This window comes from Arthrobacter sp. (genome assembly GCF_031179385.1).
Lineage (GTDB): Bacteria > Actinomycetota > Actinomycetes > Actinomycetales > Micrococcaceae > Arthrobacter_D.
Window position 1 is genome coordinate 36,416 of sequence record NZ_JAPSHV010000001.1, and the last position, 14,574, is coordinate 50,989.

The following is a 14,574-nucleotide window of genomic DNA, read 5'->3' on the forward strand; positions in this document are numbered from 1 at the left end:
GGCGACCGAAAGGAACAAAAGTTCGTGCATGCGGTGACCGCATACTTCCGGGTGGGACCGGCCCAGAACGACCACCTCCCGGCCCTCCGGGTAGCCCTCGGTGTTGCTGTTCCGCTCGTCGTTCTCCTCCTGATCGACCGCATCGACCTTGCCGCTTTTGCCGTCTTTGGCGCATTCACCGGGATCTTCGGCCGCGGAGATCCTCACGGCATCAGGCTTCAGCACCAGAGCGGCGCCGGCGTGCTCCTCCTCACCGCGATCACTGCAGGCGTCCTGGTCGCAAAGTACGACGCCGGTCCCTGGGCTGTGGTTATTGGTTCAGTCCTGGTGGGAGGACTGGGTTCTTTGGCGGCGGACCGGTGGGTGCTGCGGCCTCCCGGTCCCTTCTTCCCGGTCTTTGCCTTCGCCGGCTCAGCGTCCATCCCGAGCACCGCAACGATCCCCGAAGCGGTTGTCACTGCCGTCCTGAGCATCCTGTTGTCGTTGGCGATCGGCACCGCCGGTTGGCTCCTGCCCGGCGGCAGATCCGGATGGCCGGGACGCCGTTTCCGCCCGCGGTCGCCGTCCGGGCACCTGAGCGCCAACGCCGTCCGGTACGCTCTCGCCGCCGGTGTCGCCGGAGGCATAGCCACCCTGCTCGGCATCGGCCACAACTACTGGGCGATCCTGTCCGCCATTGTGCCGCTTGCCGCAGCGACCCGATCCACCCGTCTTCGGCGCGCGTTTGACCGGGTCTCGGGGACGGTGGGCGGCCTCGGTGTGACGGCTGTTCTACTCGCCGTGCCGCTCGTGCCGTGGCAACTGGTGCTTGTGCTGATCGTGCTGCAGTTCCTGACCGAGATGTTCGTGATCCGCCACTACAGCCTTGCGCTGGTCTTCATCACACCCTTGGCGCTGCTCATGAGTGAACTCGCTGCGCCGGTGGGTGACACGGGAAGTCTCCTCGCCGACCGGCTTGTGGAAACCGTGATCGGCGCGGCGGTGGGCGTGGTCGTCGTTCTGGTGATTCGCGATCCGCAGAAGGTCTAGTCCACCTTCGAGGTCTCCAGCGGGCCGGAGGACGGGTAGTGCTGCTGACGGAAGGAATCCCAGCTCTCCCAGGCCGAGTGCAGCGCGTGGGCTCCGAGGCCGTAAGTGGAAATCACGGCGAGACTGGATCGGCGTTCCAGCGACGGAGCGTCGGCCACGATCACCAGACCCTCGCCGTGATCCGCGTAGCCGGACACGGTCAGCCCGAGCTGATGATCGGTACGGAACCAGACCGAACCGGTCAGCTCGTGGCTGTTGGGGAGGTTGAGGGAATAGGAGTCGCCGGGTTGCTGCAGCTGCTCTGCGTTCAACTTCTCGATGATCGACTCACCGTCAGCAGGTTCGCCCGAGAAGAAGGCGGTGCGTCGGGTGCCCGAGGGGTGGCGTTCCAGGGCGAACCGCAGTTGCTGCAGGAACGTGATCCAGCCCTCGGTGATCTCGTCGGGTTCGGCCTCGACCCGTTCAATCGTGACCTCGACGCCGTCGCGCGCGGGTTTGATCCGGAAGGTGTCACCGCCGTCGACCGTCAGGGAAGTATGGTCCGGCCCCTCGACCACCGACGGCGCAAAGTAGATGGATCGGATTTCCTCATCCAGGGTATCGGCGTCCCACCCGTGCCATTGGCGCAGGAGCCGCGGCTCGCGGAGCATGAGCCAGACCTGACGGCCGTCCGCATTGATGTGCACGCTGAGCGGGTTAGCCCCCGCCGCCGGGGCGCCGCTGCCCGGATGCTGTTCGGTGCTGGACTGGGTGAGGGAGCCTGCCGAGTCGCTCATGCGCGACACTCTACTCCCGCAGCATCACCCTCACCAGCGGTTCACAGCTTGGCGGCGAGGGCCCTGATCGAGAGCAGTTCGTGGGCGATGCGCCGGTCCAGCGCCTCAGCGCTCAACGTCTCAGATCCGCCGTGCGCCCGGAGGTACAGCAGCACCGATAGCCGCAGGCCTCGCCAGTCTTTCTCGGCCGCCGGATCATTCGCCGACCGCGCGATCTCCCGGTCGTACAGGTTCGGCTCGTTGAGCTGCCGCTGCCGCACCGCCGCCGCGAGCTTTGCCTTCAGCGGGTCGGTCTCTGCGTCGTCGGCGGTACGCAGTGCGGTGGAGTAGCCGGCGGCGCGGGAGGCATCGCCGTCGTTCTGGGTGAGGTGCGCTGCGAGCGCGAGGCAGCCTTCGATCAGGTTCCAGCGGCCGAAGTTGCCGTCGAACGGCTGGTCCGTCAGCACGTCGCAAACCTTCAGCGCGCTCACAGGATCCGACAGGTCTACGTAGAGGGTCATCGCGAGGTCGCGGATGTCCTGCAGGTTGCTGCCGGATTTGAAGTTGACTCCGCGTGTCAGCCGTTCAGCGAGTTCCTGGACACGCGGGCTCTCGGCATGGATCGCAGCAACATGGGCGACCAGTGCCTCCGGCGACCCCTCGTCCGTGACGATCTGCGCGAGTTCCTCGGGCGCCTCAACCTGCACTGTGGAGCCCGTGGCTATCCGCACCTTCTCCCCGGATTCGAGGATGGCCACCACCACTGCCGGGACACCGAAATCATCAAGCTCGACGGCGGTGTCCACCACTTCGCTGGTGCGCTCGCCTCCCGGCAGCAGGAGCTTGCGGCCGGCGGTCACTGCCTCGGCGGCAAGCGGCTGAATCCGCGCGTCCACGTCGCTGTCGATCATCGGAAGGTCCCACCTCGCTGCACCTGTTGCTCCCGACCCCGAAAGGAGCCGGTCTCTAAAGAACGGTAACGCCTTAGCGGCCCCAACCGGCGTAGGCGAGCGCCTGACGCAGCAGGCTGTCGCGGCCACCGGAGAATTCCGCGCTCACCGTAGGGCTCAGAGCTTCTTCGGGTGTAAGCCAGGTGAGTTCGAGGGCGTCCTGCCGCGGGTTGCACTCCCCGGTGACGGGGATCAGATAGGCCAGCGCGACGGCGTGCTGGCGGTCATCGGTCAGGCCGGTTTCGGAGGGCGAGGGGAAGTACTCGGCAATGGTGAAGGGCACGGGACACGGGGGCAGCTGGGGCAGGGCGAAGGGCCCCAAGTCCTTCTCGAGGTGCCGGAGGAGGGCTGCCCGGATGGTCTCGCGGTACATCACGCGGCCGGAGACGAACGTGCGCACCATCTCGCCCTGCGCGCTGCCCTGGAGCAGCAGCCCCACCTCTGTGACGTATCCGAGCGCATCGCACCGCACCGGGATGGCCTCGACATAGACCATCGGCAGTCGGCGGCGTGCCTCGTAGAGGTCGTCCTCGTTGAGCCAGCCGGGGTTAGGGTCTGGTGTGCGCAGGTTCATACCTTCTGTTTTATAGCAGACCTGGCGCTTCTCGACCCTGACTCGCTGCACTTCGGCCATTGGCTGAATCAGGATTTCACTGTTCAGGGGGACTTTTCCGACCTGCACGCTCCAGTACCCTGAACGCATGGCCGCCGAACTGCCCGAACTCCTGCTGTCCGACCCGCAACAGTGGCGGGACTGGCTGGAAGAAAACCACGCGTCGTCGCCTGGGGTTTGGCTTGTCCTCCACAAGAAGGGCGGAAGTGTGACCACCCTGACCTGGGCCACCGCACTGGATGAGGCGCTGTGCTTCGGGTGGATTGACGGACAGGCCAAAAAGCGGGACGACGAGAGCAGCCTCCAGCGCTTCACCCCCCGCGGCCCGCGCAGCATGTGGTCACTTCGCAATGTGGGACACATCGAGCGGCTGGAAACAGAGGGCAAGATGCGCGACGCCGGTCGTGCCGCCGTCGAGAGCGCCAAGGCGGACGGGCGGTGGGAGCGGGCCTATGCCGGCCCGGCGACCGCCGTCGTGCCGGATGACCTTGCAGCGGCGATAGCTGCGGACCCGGATGCGCAGGCAATGTTCGACGTGCTCACGTCACAGAACCGGTTCGCGCTCATTTTCCGGCTTGGACAGCTCAAGACCGTCGCCGGGCGGGAGCGAAGGATCGCTGCGTTCGTCGAGATGCTGGCGAGGCATGAGGCACCCTATCCGCAGAAGCGGAAGCCCTGACTCAGGGGGCGGTCCTCCCGGCAGGGACGGGGTCCAGATCCTACTTCTCAGACCGCGCGCAGCAGCCGTGGACGCTTGCCCGCGATCGCGCTGCTGGCGCGCCGGTTCAATTCCTGAGCGAGTTCTTCCTTCCGGAATTCGGTCTCCATCTCGGGAAACCCCTGTGCGTACTCGGCGTCCAACTCGCGATGGACCTTGCTGTTGAGTACGTGGAGTGCGCAGTCGTCCAGCAGTCGCAGGTCTTCCGGGAACGGTTCAGTGGGATCGATTTTGCTGTTGTAGCTCATGGCTCTTGTCCTAAACGATTGTCCGGACGTCCATAGCCTGTTTTCTTGACGGGACGTCTCTTGTGTCCGTGTGGGGTCACCAATAAGCCGCTGACAGGCGGGAGGTGACGCTGGAGCTTGATAGGGCGCACCTGGAAGTGCGCAGTAACTGGTCCCTGCGGGGGATAACGCGATCGCGTGGCAGTGGACCCTGCTGGCTGAAGATCCGCTGGAGGTATCTAATCTGGACCGGCACGAGGCCTAAGAGCTGGCTCGTTGAACGGTCAAACAGTAGTGCTGATAACGCCGTACTGAGGAGTAACTGGTACCCCTCTCTGCTCACCGTACCGTAAAGGTGCCGAATTGGAACATCCCAGGGTGACGGTGCACGGGCTTCGGGGACTCTCGCGGGGCTGGATGCCGCGGGCCTGGGGCGCGTCGATGGGCTGGTCGGTCAGGACCCACCCGACTGAAGCCGGGCCTTAGTCCCGTGCGGGCAGCACGCACAGCTCGTTGCCCGACGGGTCGGCGTAGATGCGCCACGGCAGATCTCCCCAGTCCGGGTGAAGCTCACGGCCGCCGCGCTCCGCGATGCCTGCTGCTACTTCGTCGGGGTCTTCTCCGGCCTCGAGGCGAATGTCGAGATGCAACCGGTTCTTCAGTTCGCCTTTCGGCGCCGGCTCGGGGCACAGCTCGAGCACAGGGCCTCGCAGCGAAGGGTGGCGGAGGGAGGGGTAAGCCCCGGCCACAGGGATCCATCCGGTCAACCAGGACCAGAATCCGGCGTCGCGCTCCGGGTCGGCTGAGTCCAGGGGCAGCGCAGCGATCGGCCCGCTGTTGGCGTACGCCGCCCGCTGCTCCATCACGCAGCAGGGGTTGCCCTCTGGATCGGATAGGACCACCCAGGGCACGTCACCTTGCCCGACATCGAGTGGATCGGCGCCCAATCGGAGCAACCGGTCCACCACCTCGGCCTGATGGGCGCCGCCCTCAAGGTCGAGATGGAGCCGGGGTTGGCGCGCTGGGGGTTCGGGAACTCGTGGGAAACAAAGGTCGAGTACGGGCCCGCCTGCGAGGGCAAGGCGGGTTTCAAAGATGTCGTCCTCGTCCGTTAGGCGCTCTCCACCGACCGCCGCCTCCCAGAATCGACCCAGCCGCTGCGGTTCAACTGCGTCGATGACGAGGTTTTCCAGATACATGGCTCACACCCTAGGCCAGTCCGGCCGAGTGTGCCCACGGATCCGGGTGTATTCAGCTCTCGCAGTCGGCGCAGAACTTGGCGCCGTTATCTTCTCTTGCAAGCTGGCTGCGGTGCCGTACCAGGAAACAAGACATGCAGGTGAATTCGTCCGCCTGTGCGGGAACAACGTGGATCTGTAGTTCCTCGTCGAGCATTGCGCCGGGCAGGTCGAAACCTTCTGCGGTATCGGCTTCATCGACGTCGATGACGGCTGTCTTTGCAGCTGAGCTACGCTCGGCTTTCAGCGCCTCGAGCGACTCGTTCGCCGGTTGATCTTCCTCGCGGACGCGGGGGGCGTCGTAGTCAGTAGCCATGTGGGGTGCTGCTCCTCCTTGTTGATGTGCTGAAACATCGTACAGGTCAGGGGCCCGCAGCGCATTGTCGCCTCTGATGAAGTTGCTCACTCACCTTTTGCGGATGAAGTACTCGGCCACCGCCAGGTTGATGGCCCAGGCGCCTCCCATCAGGACTGCCCGGGTAGTCACATCGGGCGGGCTCGAGAGGACTTCCGGCACGATGAGGATGAGTGCCTGGGTTCCCGCGCCGAGCGCGATCGCGTAGGCGCGGGTCATCCACGCCCCGTGCCCCGCGAAGTCGCGCCGTATGACCGCGCGGATGCCAAGGACAATGCTCGCCGTCATGGCAATTCCGAAGATGAGGCGTAAAACCAGCAGGAGCAGTCCGTCGCTGGGCGGCAGAGCGTAGAAGAGCGCCATCCACAGGCCGGAAAGCGCACTGAGCAGACCTGCAGGGATGAGGATCCGCCCGGCGATCCTGTGCCACTGTCGCCTGCCCCTCCGAAGGGAGGGGGCGAACTGGAATGCGCCGAGGAGCGAATAGACCACGACGGCGACGATGTGGATGACCACGGGAACGGGGGAATCGAAAAAGCGGGCGTTGCGGTCCGTGATCGGTGCGCCTCCCGTCAGTTCGCCAAGACGGACTGCTCCGGCGAGTACGGGAATCAGGCTCAAAAGGATCAATCCGGCGGGCACGAGCCACTCCCGTCTCCGCCTTGCCGCAGGGCGGATTGCCGGGTGTACACCTTCGCTGACCGTTGCCATAGTTTGTCCTTCGGAGATGATGTAATCCGATAAAGGTGTATTGCGTACACCCGAGATCCCCTTGACTGTAGGTGTACGCCGTACACTAGTCAATAGGCGTCCTGAGAGAGCGGAGAAACGATGAGCGGGGAGAAATCGCAGCCCTCGCGGCTGCGGCTCAATCGTGAACGCGTTCTCCGGTCCGCAGTCGGGCTCGCTGACTCGTCCGGTGTGGAGTCACTGAGCATGCGGAAGCTGGCTGCTGAACTTTGCGTCGTGCCCATGGCCCTCTACAAGCACGTTGCCAACAAAGAAGAACTCCTCGATGGCATGGTGGACATCCTCATCGGCGAGATAGACCCGCCGCTCATCGGAGCGGAATGGAAAGACGCCGTTCGCCACCGCATTCTCTCGGCCAGGCGGATGCTTCAACGGCATCAATGGGCGCGTCGGGTGTTCGAAACCCGTACCACCAAGACACCGGGCGTCCTCGCCTACATGGATTCCTTCATCGGCATCTTCATCAGCGCCGGTTTCACGGTGGACCTCACCCACCACGTAATGCACGCGATCGGAAGCCGTATGTGGGGGTTCACCCAGGAACTATTCGAAGAACCCCCCGGCCATCCGGAGGAAGCCCCCGGAGAGATGGGCGAGGCGGAGTTGGCGATGCTCCAGGAGATGGCAAGGCGCTATCCCAACATCATGCGTGTCGCTACAGCTTCAGCTCACGAGCAGGACTCAGTGGTCGGAACCGGTTGTGATGACCAGTTTGAATTCGAGTTCGCTCTTGATCTGCTGTTGGACGGTATCGAAAGGCTGCATGCCCGGGGCTGGTCATCGCGTCCGGCGGCCCCGCGCTGAGCCGGGCGGAGGAGGACGGTCAGCTGGCGGGGTCGTACTGGAACGCTCGAACCTCCTGCGCGCAACGGCAGGCAACCGCAATCTTCGCGGCCCATTCCAGCGCTTCCTCCCGGGTCGGCACTTCCAGCACGGTGTACCCGCCTTCGAGATGCTTCGTCTCTGGGTAGGTAGCCTCAATCACGGTCCCCGTGCCGTCCACCATCACAGGCGGCACGCTCTCATCGATGCCGCCGCCAAAAACCCAGACGCCGGCATCTTTGGCCTCCTGCACGACGGCGTGCGCCGCGTCCGAAACGGACTGCAGGTCCTCTTGAGGAAATCTCATGGCGCTGCTCGGGAACGAGATCAGATACTTTGTCACGTCTACTCCTTTGTCGTCATACCGGGACCGACTGTAGCCCTGCAGACCCAGGCCCGCCAGAGATTCGAAACGCTGATTCCGGCACAGCCGTCCATGACGACGGGTTGTCAGTCGCCATATACTCCGAACATGCCAATCAAGTACCTTGACCGAAGCGTTCACGCCGAGCAACCCGTTCCCGAGCACGCCGGGAGCGACCAGTGAGCGGCGGTCTCGTCGCCCTGCTGGACGACGTTGCAGCCCTGGCACGCATAGCGGCCGCATCGGTCGACGACGTCGCTGCCGGAGCAGCGAGGGCCGGGGTCAAGGCCGCCGGCGTCGTGATCGACGATGCCGCCGTGACTCCGCAGTACGTATCCGGCGCGGACCCGTCCCGTGAACTACCGATGATCAAGAGGATCTTCTGGGGCTCGCTGCGAAACAAACTGTTGGTCATCCTGCCGGCACTGCTGCTCATCAGCGCCTTTATCCCATGGATAATCCCCTTCATCCTCATGCTGGGCGGCACCTATCTCTGTTACGAAGGCGCCGAGAAGGTCTGGCACAAGCTGCGCGGCCACCACGACGACGAAAAGGCGCCGGCCGTCGAACGGGGGCCGGACGCCGAGGCCAAGGTCATCAAGGGTGCCATCACCACCGACTTCATCCTGTCCTGCGAAATCATGGTCATTTCGATGAACGAGGTGGCCGCTGAGTCGATCTGGTCCCGGGCGCTCATCCTTGTCGTCGTCGCCGTTGCCATCACCGTCCTCGTGTACGGAGCTGTTGGCCTCATTGTGAAGATGGACGACATCGGCCTGCACCTGACCACCAAGGACTCCGCGGGCTCCAAGCGCTTCGGCGAGTTGCTGGTGAAGGGGATGCCGGGTGTGCTGGCCGCGATCACCTTCGTGGGAACGATCGCCATGCTCTGGGTTGGCGGACACATCATGGTGCAGGGTGCTCATGACCTGGGCTGGCACCTGCCGTATGACCTGATCCATGGCCTCGAGGAGCCGTTCGCCGGGATCGCCGTGGTGGGCGGCTTGCTGGCCTGGCTCGTCAACACGCTGTGCTCAGCCATCGTCGGACTCGCCTGGGGTCTCCTGGTCATGGCGATCGTGCATCCGCTGCTCAAAGCGTTGCCGTTCGGGAAGAAGAAGGGCGGGCACACGGAGGGCGACGTCCGCGCCGCAATCGCCGGCCACCGGTCAAAACATCACGAAGAGAAAAGTTAACACCCCCCAAGTCCGGGCCCGCAACTGCTCGCGGTGATGCCCCTCTTCGCTGCACAATTAAACATGGCAGTCAGGGGGACCCGGACGACGGGCAAATGGATTGGCCGCATGGCCCTGATTCTGCTTGTGATCAACGCTCTCGCTACGTCGGCCGTCTTCTTTCTGGTCGAAGACGGCGTCGATACCGGGTTTGGGGTCCTCTTCTTCGTCCTCTACGTCACACTTCCCCTGGCTGCAGTGTCACTCATCCTCAGCGTGCTGGGAGTCTTCCGCCAGAGCGGCTTGGTGCCCTCGGTGATCACCATGGGTCTGATCGCCGCGGGGCTGGCCTTCGGCGTGTACGGATTCGTCGGCACCCAGCTCTTCTGAGCTGCGGGAAAAAGAACCTTAGCTGCGGGAAAGGAACGCGGAACCTCAGCGAATCGCGGCGTACCAGATCAGCAGCATCGTCACCAAGAACCCTGTCACGTAGTTGAGCCAGAGAAACCGTTCCCACCCGCGGTGGGCGAGTTCGGCGTCGTCGTCATCCAGGGACGCAAACGGAACAATGTTGATCACGTACGGCAGCACCAGGAACGAGGCGAGCGGTCCCGGCCACGGGGTGAAGAGCATGAGCGCCCCTCCCACCAGATAGGCGGCAATCGCGAACCTGACGGTCGCGCGCCCTCCGGTGACGGTGGCAATCGAAGCGATGCCGCCGGCGCGATCCGCGACGACATCCTGCACGGCACCAAACGCCTGACTGGCGACGCCCCAGAGGAAGAACGAGCCGATCAGCGCCCACAAGGCAGGCGTGAATTCTGCCTGCGCCAGGACCAGTCCGTATACCGCCGGGCTGACGAAGTGCGTGCTCGACGTGATGGAGTCAAGGAACGGGCGTTCCTTGAAGCGGAGCCCGGGCGCGCTGTAGGCGATGACCGCGAAGACGCTGACGGCAAGCACCAGCCAGGACAAGGGTCCGCCGAGCAGCACGAGGATCGCGAGGAACGGGACGTTGGTGGCGATCGCTGCGCGGAGCGTGATGGTGTGCATGGTCCTGTCAAGGACAGCACCCTCGACGCCCCCCTTGCGCGGGTTCCGCAGGTCCGACTCGTAGTCGAACACATCGTTGATTCCATACATCGCCAGGTTGTACGGGATCAGGAAGTACACGGTGCCGATGATCCAGGCGAGGTCGATCTGCCCGGCGGTGAGCAGGTATGCCGCCGCGAACGGGAATGCGGTGTTCACCCAGGACAGCGGGCGCGAGGACACCAGGAGGGTTTTGATGGTCTTCACAGCTGCCGTTTCCGTTTGCGCTCGCCAAGAATTGTCCACAGCGCGGGGAGGAGAAGGACCGCCGCCACGGGGTAGGCGAAGTCCTCCAGCGGGGCCAACCCGATGAAGACCCCCGAGATCAGCTCCGGCGCGTAGCTGAAGAGCCCCACCGCTATCATCAGGCTGTCGAAAACAGCGGTCAGGACAAGAACGACGACGGCGGCGCCGCCCGCCGCTGCCAGCGCTACCGTACGACGGCGTCCCTTGAGCAGGAGAGCGCCGGCGGCTCCGACCATGAAGGCGGGGAGGAGGAAGACTGCGTTGAGTGTCCAGTACGTCATGGACGTCCCCCCGCATCGCCGGTGCGCTCGCTGAGGCCACGACGCCGGATGACCTCATCGAGGGCGCGGCGGAACATGAGGAAGAGGTTCATCACGAGGTAACTGAGGAAGGTGAGGAACACGACCTCCTCGAGCGGCAGCTCCGGGGCCAGGTTGACGCCCAGCATCACCTCGGTCTGGCCCCGGTAGAAGATGCCCAGTCCGATTCCTGCGAGGTCCCAGGCCAGGAAGAAGAGCACACCGGCGGCAAGCACGGCGGCGGCGCGGCCGGCGTCGTGCCAGAAAAACAGACGCAGGCGCTGGTCGAGAAGCATCATGCAGCCCAGTGAGGCCAGGAGGAAGAGCAGGTAGACCGCCCCCATCACGCGACCGTGTTCTCGCGGACCAGGCGGGGACGGAGGGGCACGGGCAGGGGGCCGGTGCTCACGTCCCTGCGCAGGCGCTTGATCACGAGTTCGGCACTGATCAAGCACATCGGGATCCCGATGCCCGGAATGGTTGAACCGCCCGCATAGTACAGGCCCTGAACCTTGCGGCTGATGTTGCCGGCGCGGAAGAACGCGCTCTGCTGCAACGTATGCGCCGGTCCCAGCGAGGTGCCCTTCCACGAGTGGTAATCACGTTGGAAGTCCGCGGGCCCGTAGCTGCGCCGCAGGACAATGCGTTCGGCAAGGTCGGGAATTCCGGCCCATTGGCTGAGCTGGGTGATGACGGCGTCCGCGACGCGTTCCATACGCTCGCTGCCGCTGCCTCCAAGGCCCGGATCAGCAGGGATCGGCACGAGCACGAATACGTTCTCATGGCCCTCGGGCGCCACGTCAGGATCCGTGGCGCTGGGCTTGCACACGTACATCGACGCCGGCGAGGGCACAAATGGGGTCCGGCCGAAAATAGCCCGGAAGTTCTCCTCCCAGTCCGCGGTGAAAAGCAGCGTGTGGTGCTCCAGTTGCGGCAGTTCGCCGCGAACACCCAAGTACAGCAGGAGCGCGCTCGGCCCGGCAGTGCTGCGGGACCAGTAGCGTTCGGGGTAGGTCTGCAGGTGCCTGGGCAACAGTGCGGTTTCGGTGTGGTGCAGGTCCGCAGCGGAGACGACGACGTCGGCCGCCGCAGTGGACTCGCTCCCATTGGACCGGTAGCGGACACCGCGTACCGCAGCCGGGCGTTTCCGTGATCCTGTCGGTGCGGTTTCGATGCCCAGGACCTCGGCCCCCGTGCGGATGATGACGCCTGCATCCTGCGCAAGGCGCTCGATAGCGTCTACCAGCCGGGCGAATCCACCCATCGGGTAGAGCACACCGTCGTCGAGGTCCAGGTGGCTCATCAGGTGGTACATACTCGGCGCCGTGAAGGGCGAGGTCCCGAGGAACACCGCCGGGTACTCCAGAATCTGCTGCAGCCGCGGGTCCGAGACGTAGCGGCTGGCGTAGCGGTGCAGGGGCTCGAGGAGCAGTCGACCGAGGCGCGGCAGGCGGCCGAGGACATCGGGGGTCAGCAGAGATGTGAACGACTCGAACGTGGCGTAGAGGAACCGTCGGGTGGCCATCGTGTAAGTGTCAGCCGCGGAGTCGAGGTACTGCTCCAGCTTTGCACCGGCTCCGGGCTCAAGCTTCTCGAACAGCTCCACCACACGGCACCGCTCGGCGGGAACATCGACCGGATCACTGAAGCCTTCGGACAGAAGGCGGTACCCCGGGTCGAGTTTCACCAGGTCCAACTGCTCATCCGCCGACGTACCCAGCAACCGGAAGTAGTGGTCGATGACTTCAGGCATCAGGTACCAGGAGGGACCGGCGTCGAACCGGAATCCGTCCTCGCTGAAGGAGTGGGCACGCCCGCCTACGGCGTCCTGCTTCTCGAGCACCGTCACGGAGTGGCCCTCGGTGGCCAGGAGCGCCGCGGTTGCCAGGCCGCTGATGCCGCCCCCGATGATGACGACGGTCCGTCCTGAGGGAATGCGTGCTTTCACTGCGCCTCGACTCGGTTCTGGTGAGTGCCCGTCGGTTCCAGGCCGCGCCGGCCGGCAAGCACGCCGGCCGCGATCCGCAGCTTCACCGTGTTGGGAACGCTGATGCGCGTACGGATCAGTTCCGAAGCGGGCGTCGCACGGATCCTGTCTGCCAGTTCGGCGAACAGTTCCTGGGCCAGCGCAACGGCCCTGCGGCTCGAAGGTGGGAGCCCCCGCAGCACTACCCGGGATTCGTGCAGGTCGTTCTCGATGTCCTTGAGCAGCCGCAGCTTGGTGGCCTCGTCGAAGCTGGCGGGAGAGACCTCCGGAAAGTAGCTGCGGCCCAGGGATGAGAAGTCCTCGGCAAGGTCTCGAAGGAAGTTGACCTTCTGGAATGCTGCCCCCAGGTGACGGGCGCCGCGTTCCAGCCGCGCTGTTTCAGCGGCACTCACGGGGTGACCGTGGAGGAAGCACTTCAGGCACATGAGTCCCACGACTTCGGCCGAACCGTAGACATACTCCGTGAAGGACTGCGGCGTGTGTTCCGTCCGGTCGAGGTCGGCACGCATGGAGGAAAAGAACGGCCGGGTCAGGTCGGTGCCGATCCCGGTGCGCCGGGCCGTGTCCGCGAAGGCATGGATCACGAGGTTGGTGCTGTACCCGCTGACTAGGGCACGCTCGGTTTCCCGCTCGAACTCGTCGAGCTGCCGCCGGGACTCGACAGGTTCAAGTCCTGCGGCGGAGGTGACGCCGTCGACGATTTCATCGGCCACCCGCACCAGCGCATAGACGGACTCGACCTGCCGGCGGACCCCCGGCTCGAACAACCGTGAGGCGAGCCCGAAGGACGTGGAGTAGGAGCGCAGCACCACCGCAGACGCTTTCAGAGCCGCATCGGTGTAGTCAGCCAGCGCGTCGCGATCCCGGCTCATACGCGCACCCGATCGATGACGACGTCGGACAGGGGCGCCAGACCGTTCCGGAGCCCTTCCGGCACCGAGGGGTCCAGGAGTGCCTGCAGCGCGCGGTCGGTGAGGTCGGCAGCCAGCTGCATGGACCGGTCCCGGGCGCCGGACTCGATCAGCAGTTCCCGGGCTTCCGCTGCCCCTGCGGCAGAGAGATCCGGGGTGGACAGGAGGACGGCAATCCGCGGCCACTGCGGCTGCTCGGCGGCGTAGGAGGTCAGCGCTGTGCGCTTGCCTTCCCTCAGGTCGCCCCAGCCCACCTTCCCGGTGCGGGTCTCATCACCGAAGACCCCGATCAGGTCATCTGCCACCTGGTAGGCCGTGCCGAGGCAGCGCCCGAACTCCCCGAGCGTGTTCACCAGCCGGTCCTCTGCGCCCGCGAGCACGGCGCCCGCCTGCAGCGGCGCTTCGAAGGAGTAGACCGCCGTTTTCAGCCGTGCCATGTCGAGCACTTCATCGACGGGTTGCGGCGTGGGGTCGAGGGGAGCGAGCACATCGAGTAGTTCGCCGGCAGCGGACGCAAAGATTGCTTCGTCGAGAAGATCGCCCAACTTCCGCCGGGTGACAGGGTCGGTGTCGACCTCGCCCAGGAGACGGTAGGCGTTGCACAGGGCCAGGTCGCCGGCGATGACGCCGACCGAGAGCCCCGCGTGTTCAGCTCTCGCCGGCGGGTTTCCCTGCGCGGCGGCACGGTTGCGGTACGCACCCGATACGTTCGGAACGCCGCGGCGGGCGAAATCCCGGTCCACGACGTCGTCGTGCACGATCAGCGCGGTGTGAAGGAGTTCGAACGAGGCGGCGACCGTTGCCGCCGTCGTCAGGTCGGTGCCGCCGAGCAGGCTGTAAACGGCCAGAACCAGGCGGGGGCGGAACCGCTTCCCGCCCGTGGTGCCGGCTTCGAGGTGCTCCCACATCGTGCGGTAATCGGGGTGCATGCCTTCCGCCCGGTTCTTCGCCCGGTCGAAGAAGGCCGCCAGGACATCGTTCACCAGCTGGCTGTCGACAGAACCAGCCAGTGTGGTCTCCTTGTCCATAGGTAAAGTAAACAC

Annotated in this window: 19 protein-coding genes; 5 read left to right on the top strand and 14 right to left on the bottom strand. The window is 65.1% G+C overall.

The window, feature by feature from the left end; genetic code table 11:
* Positions 1-24 precede the first annotated feature (24 nt).
* Positions 25-1,029, top strand: coding sequence for an FUSC family protein (locus RIF85_RS00170; protein ID WP_309069882.1), 1,005 nt, complete (start codon positions 25-27; stop codon positions 1,027-1,029).
* On the opposite strand, the gene RIF85_RS00175 is transcribed toward RIF85_RS00170, so the two are convergent.
* The 3 genes from RIF85_RS00175 to RIF85_RS00185 all read right to left on the bottom strand — a co-directional run bounded on the left by RIF85_RS00175 (position 1,026) and on the right by RIF85_RS00185 (position 3,308).
* Complete coding sequence (locus RIF85_RS00175; RefSeq protein ID WP_309069883.1) at positions 1,026-1,805, bottom strand: SRPBCC domain-containing protein; 780 nt, start codon at positions 1,803-1,805, stop codon at positions 1,026-1,028. The two genes, RIF85_RS00170 and RIF85_RS00175, sit on opposite strands and share 4 nt — an antisense overlap.
* A 41-nt stretch (positions 1,806-1,846) precedes the next feature.
* Positions 1,847-2,695: a DUF6707 family protein gene (locus tag RIF85_RS00180; RefSeq protein ID WP_309069884.1), complete on the bottom strand. Its 849-nt coding sequence runs from the start codon at positions 2,693-2,695 to the stop codon at positions 1,847-1,849.
* Between the two features lie 73 nt (positions 2,696-2,768).
* Complete coding sequence (locus RIF85_RS00185) at positions 2,769-3,308, bottom strand: NUDIX hydrolase family protein (RefSeq protein WP_309069885.1); 540 nt, start codon at positions 3,306-3,308, stop codon at positions 2,769-2,771.
* 127 nt (positions 3,309-3,435) lie between these two features.
* Here RIF85_RS00185 and RIF85_RS00190 point away from each other — a divergent pair, with 127 nt between their 5' ends.
* On the top strand, positions 3,436-4,026 hold the full coding sequence (locus RIF85_RS00190) for a YdeI/OmpD-associated family protein (protein ID WP_309069886.1): 591 nt from the start codon (positions 3,436-3,438) through the stop codon (positions 4,024-4,026).
* Between the two features lie 47 nt (positions 4,027-4,073).
* Here RIF85_RS00190 and RIF85_RS00195 read toward each other — a convergent pair whose 3' ends face one another.
* From RIF85_RS00195 to RIF85_RS00210, 4 genes are all read right to left on the bottom strand, one after another.
* On the bottom strand, positions 4,074-4,313 hold the full coding sequence (locus RIF85_RS00195; RefSeq protein ID WP_309069887.1) for a hypothetical protein: 240 nt from the start codon (positions 4,311-4,313) through the stop codon (positions 4,074-4,076).
* Positions 4,314-4,774: 461 nt separating this feature from the next.
* The gene (locus tag RIF85_RS00200; protein ID WP_309069888.1) at positions 4,775-5,491 is read right to left on the bottom strand and encodes a VOC family protein; all 717 of its coding nucleotides are present in this window, start codon (positions 5,489-5,491) and stop codon (positions 4,775-4,777) included.
* Between the two features lie 52 nt (positions 5,492-5,543).
* Complete coding sequence (locus tag RIF85_RS00205; RefSeq protein WP_309069889.1) at positions 5,544-5,846, bottom strand: DUF4193 domain-containing protein; 303 nt, start codon at positions 5,844-5,846, stop codon at positions 5,544-5,546.
* Between the two features lie 90 nt (positions 5,847-5,936).
* On the bottom strand, positions 5,937-6,596 hold the full coding sequence (locus RIF85_RS00210; RefSeq protein WP_309069890.1) for a DUF2306 domain-containing protein: 660 nt from the start codon (positions 6,594-6,596) through the stop codon (positions 5,937-5,939).
* 120 nt (positions 6,597-6,716) lie between these two features.
* Here RIF85_RS00210 and RIF85_RS00215 point away from each other — a divergent pair, with 120 nt between their 5' ends.
* Positions 6,717-7,439: a TetR/AcrR family transcriptional regulator C-terminal domain-containing protein gene (locus tag RIF85_RS00215; RefSeq protein ID WP_309069891.1), complete on the top strand. Its 723-nt coding sequence runs from the start codon at positions 6,717-6,719 to the stop codon at positions 7,437-7,439.
* Positions 7,440-7,458: 19 nt separating this feature from the next.
* Here the strand turns inward: RIF85_RS00215 and RIF85_RS00220 are convergent, their stop codons facing one another.
* Positions 7,459-7,800 carry a YciI family protein gene (locus RIF85_RS00220; protein WP_309069892.1) on the bottom strand — a complete coding sequence of 114 codons (342 nt, stop codon included), beginning with the start codon at positions 7,798-7,800 and terminating at the stop codon, positions 7,459-7,461.
* 200 nt (positions 7,801-8,000) lie between these two features.
* On the opposite strand from RIF85_RS00220, the gene RIF85_RS00225 reads away from it, so the two are divergent.
* Together RIF85_RS00225 and RIF85_RS00230 are read left to right on the top strand one after the other, a co-directional pair.
* Positions 8,001-9,017, top strand: coding sequence for a DUF808 domain-containing protein (locus tag RIF85_RS00225; RefSeq protein WP_309069893.1), 1,017 nt, complete (start codon positions 8,001-8,003; stop codon positions 9,015-9,017).
* A gap of 108 nt (positions 9,018-9,125) precedes the next feature.
* A complete protein-coding gene (locus tag RIF85_RS00230; protein WP_309069894.1) occupies positions 9,126-9,386 on the top strand; it encodes a hypothetical protein in 261 nt (86 codons plus the stop codon).
* 45 nt (positions 9,387-9,431) lie between these two features.
* Here the strand turns inward: RIF85_RS00230 and RIF85_RS00235 are convergent, their stop codons facing one another.
* The 6 genes from RIF85_RS00235 to RIF85_RS00260 are packed head-to-tail and all read right to left on the bottom strand — an operon-like array spanning position 9,432 to position 14,574.
* The gene (locus RIF85_RS00235; protein ID WP_309069895.1) at positions 9,432-10,295 is read right to left on the bottom strand and encodes a prenyltransferase; all 864 of its coding nucleotides are present in this window, start codon (positions 10,293-10,295) and stop codon (positions 9,432-9,434) included.
* Entirely contained in the window at positions 10,292-10,615 is a 324-nt protein-coding gene (locus RIF85_RS00240; protein ID WP_309069896.1) for a lycopene cyclase domain-containing protein, read from the bottom strand. The genes RIF85_RS00235 and RIF85_RS00240 overlap by 4 nt, the downstream gene beginning before the upstream one ends.
* Positions 10,612-10,977 carry a lycopene cyclase domain-containing protein gene (locus tag RIF85_RS00245; RefSeq protein ID WP_309069897.1) on the bottom strand — a complete coding sequence of 122 codons (366 nt, stop codon included), beginning with the start codon at positions 10,975-10,977 and terminating at the stop codon, positions 10,612-10,614. Before RIF85_RS00245 ends, RIF85_RS00240 begins: the two co-directional genes overlap by 4 nt.
* On the bottom strand, positions 10,977-12,581 hold the full coding sequence (gene crtI / locus RIF85_RS00250) for a phytoene desaturase family protein (protein WP_309069898.1): 1,605 nt from the start codon (positions 12,579-12,581) through the stop codon (positions 10,977-10,979). Before crtI ends, RIF85_RS00245 begins: the two co-directional genes overlap by 1 nt.
* Positions 12,578-13,492, bottom strand: a complete 915-nt coding sequence (locus RIF85_RS00255; RefSeq protein ID WP_309069899.1) for a phytoene/squalene synthase family protein — start codon at positions 13,490-13,492, stop codon at positions 12,578-12,580. The genes crtI and RIF85_RS00255 overlap by 4 nt, the downstream gene beginning before the upstream one ends.
* Positions 13,489-14,574 carry a polyprenyl synthetase family protein gene (locus RIF85_RS00260; protein ID WP_309069900.1) on the bottom strand — a complete coding sequence of 362 codons (1,086 nt, stop codon included), beginning with the start codon at positions 14,572-14,574 and terminating at the stop codon, positions 13,489-13,491. Before RIF85_RS00260 ends, RIF85_RS00255 begins: the two co-directional genes overlap by 4 nt.

Coding starts and splice junctions, on each gene's coding strand:
- RIF85_RS00175 (WP_309069883.1), bottom strand. CDS start 1,805: ATGAGCGACTCGGCAGGCTCCCTCACCCAGTCCAGCACCGAACAGCAT.
- RIF85_RS00180 (WP_309069884.1), bottom strand. CDS start 2,695: ATGATCGACAGCGACGTGGACGCGCGGATTCAGCCGCTTGCCGCCGAG.
- RIF85_RS00185 (WP_309069885.1), bottom strand. CDS start 3,308: ATGAACCTGCGCACACCAGACCCTAACCCCGGCTGGCTCAACGAGGAC.
- RIF85_RS00190 (WP_309069886.1), top strand. CDS start 3,436: ATGGCCGCCGAACTGCCCGAACTCCTGCTGTCCGACCCGCAACAGTGG.
- RIF85_RS00195 (WP_309069887.1), bottom strand. CDS start 4,313: ATGAGCTACAACAGCAAAATCGATCCCACTGAACCGTTCCCGGAAGAC.
- RIF85_RS00200 (WP_309069888.1), bottom strand. CDS start 5,491: ATGTATCTGGAAAACCTCGTCATCGACGCAGTTGAACCGCAGCGGCTG.
- RIF85_RS00205 (WP_309069889.1), bottom strand. CDS start 5,846: ATGGCTACTGACTACGACGCCCCCCGCGTCCGCGAGGAAGATCAACCG.
- RIF85_RS00210 (WP_309069890.1), bottom strand. CDS start 6,596: ATGGCAACGGTCAGCGAAGGTGTACACCCGGCAATCCGCCCTGCGGCA.
- RIF85_RS00215 (WP_309069891.1), top strand. CDS start 6,717: ATGAGCGGGGAGAAATCGCAGCCCTCGCGGCTGCGGCTCAATCGTGAA.
- RIF85_RS00230 (WP_309069894.1), top strand. CDS start 9,126: ATGGCCCTGATTCTGCTTGTGATCAACGCTCTCGCTACGTCGGCCGTC.
- RIF85_RS00240 (WP_309069896.1), bottom strand. CDS start 10,615: ATGACGTACTGGACACTCAACGCAGTCTTCCTCCTCCCCGCCTTCATG.
- RIF85_RS00245 (WP_309069897.1), bottom strand. CDS start 10,977: ATGGGGGCGGTCTACCTGCTCTTCCTCCTGGCCTCACTGGGCTGCATG.
- RIF85_RS00255 (WP_309069899.1), bottom strand. CDS start 13,492: ATGAGCCGGGATCGCGACGCGCTGGCTGACTACACCGATGCGGCTCTG.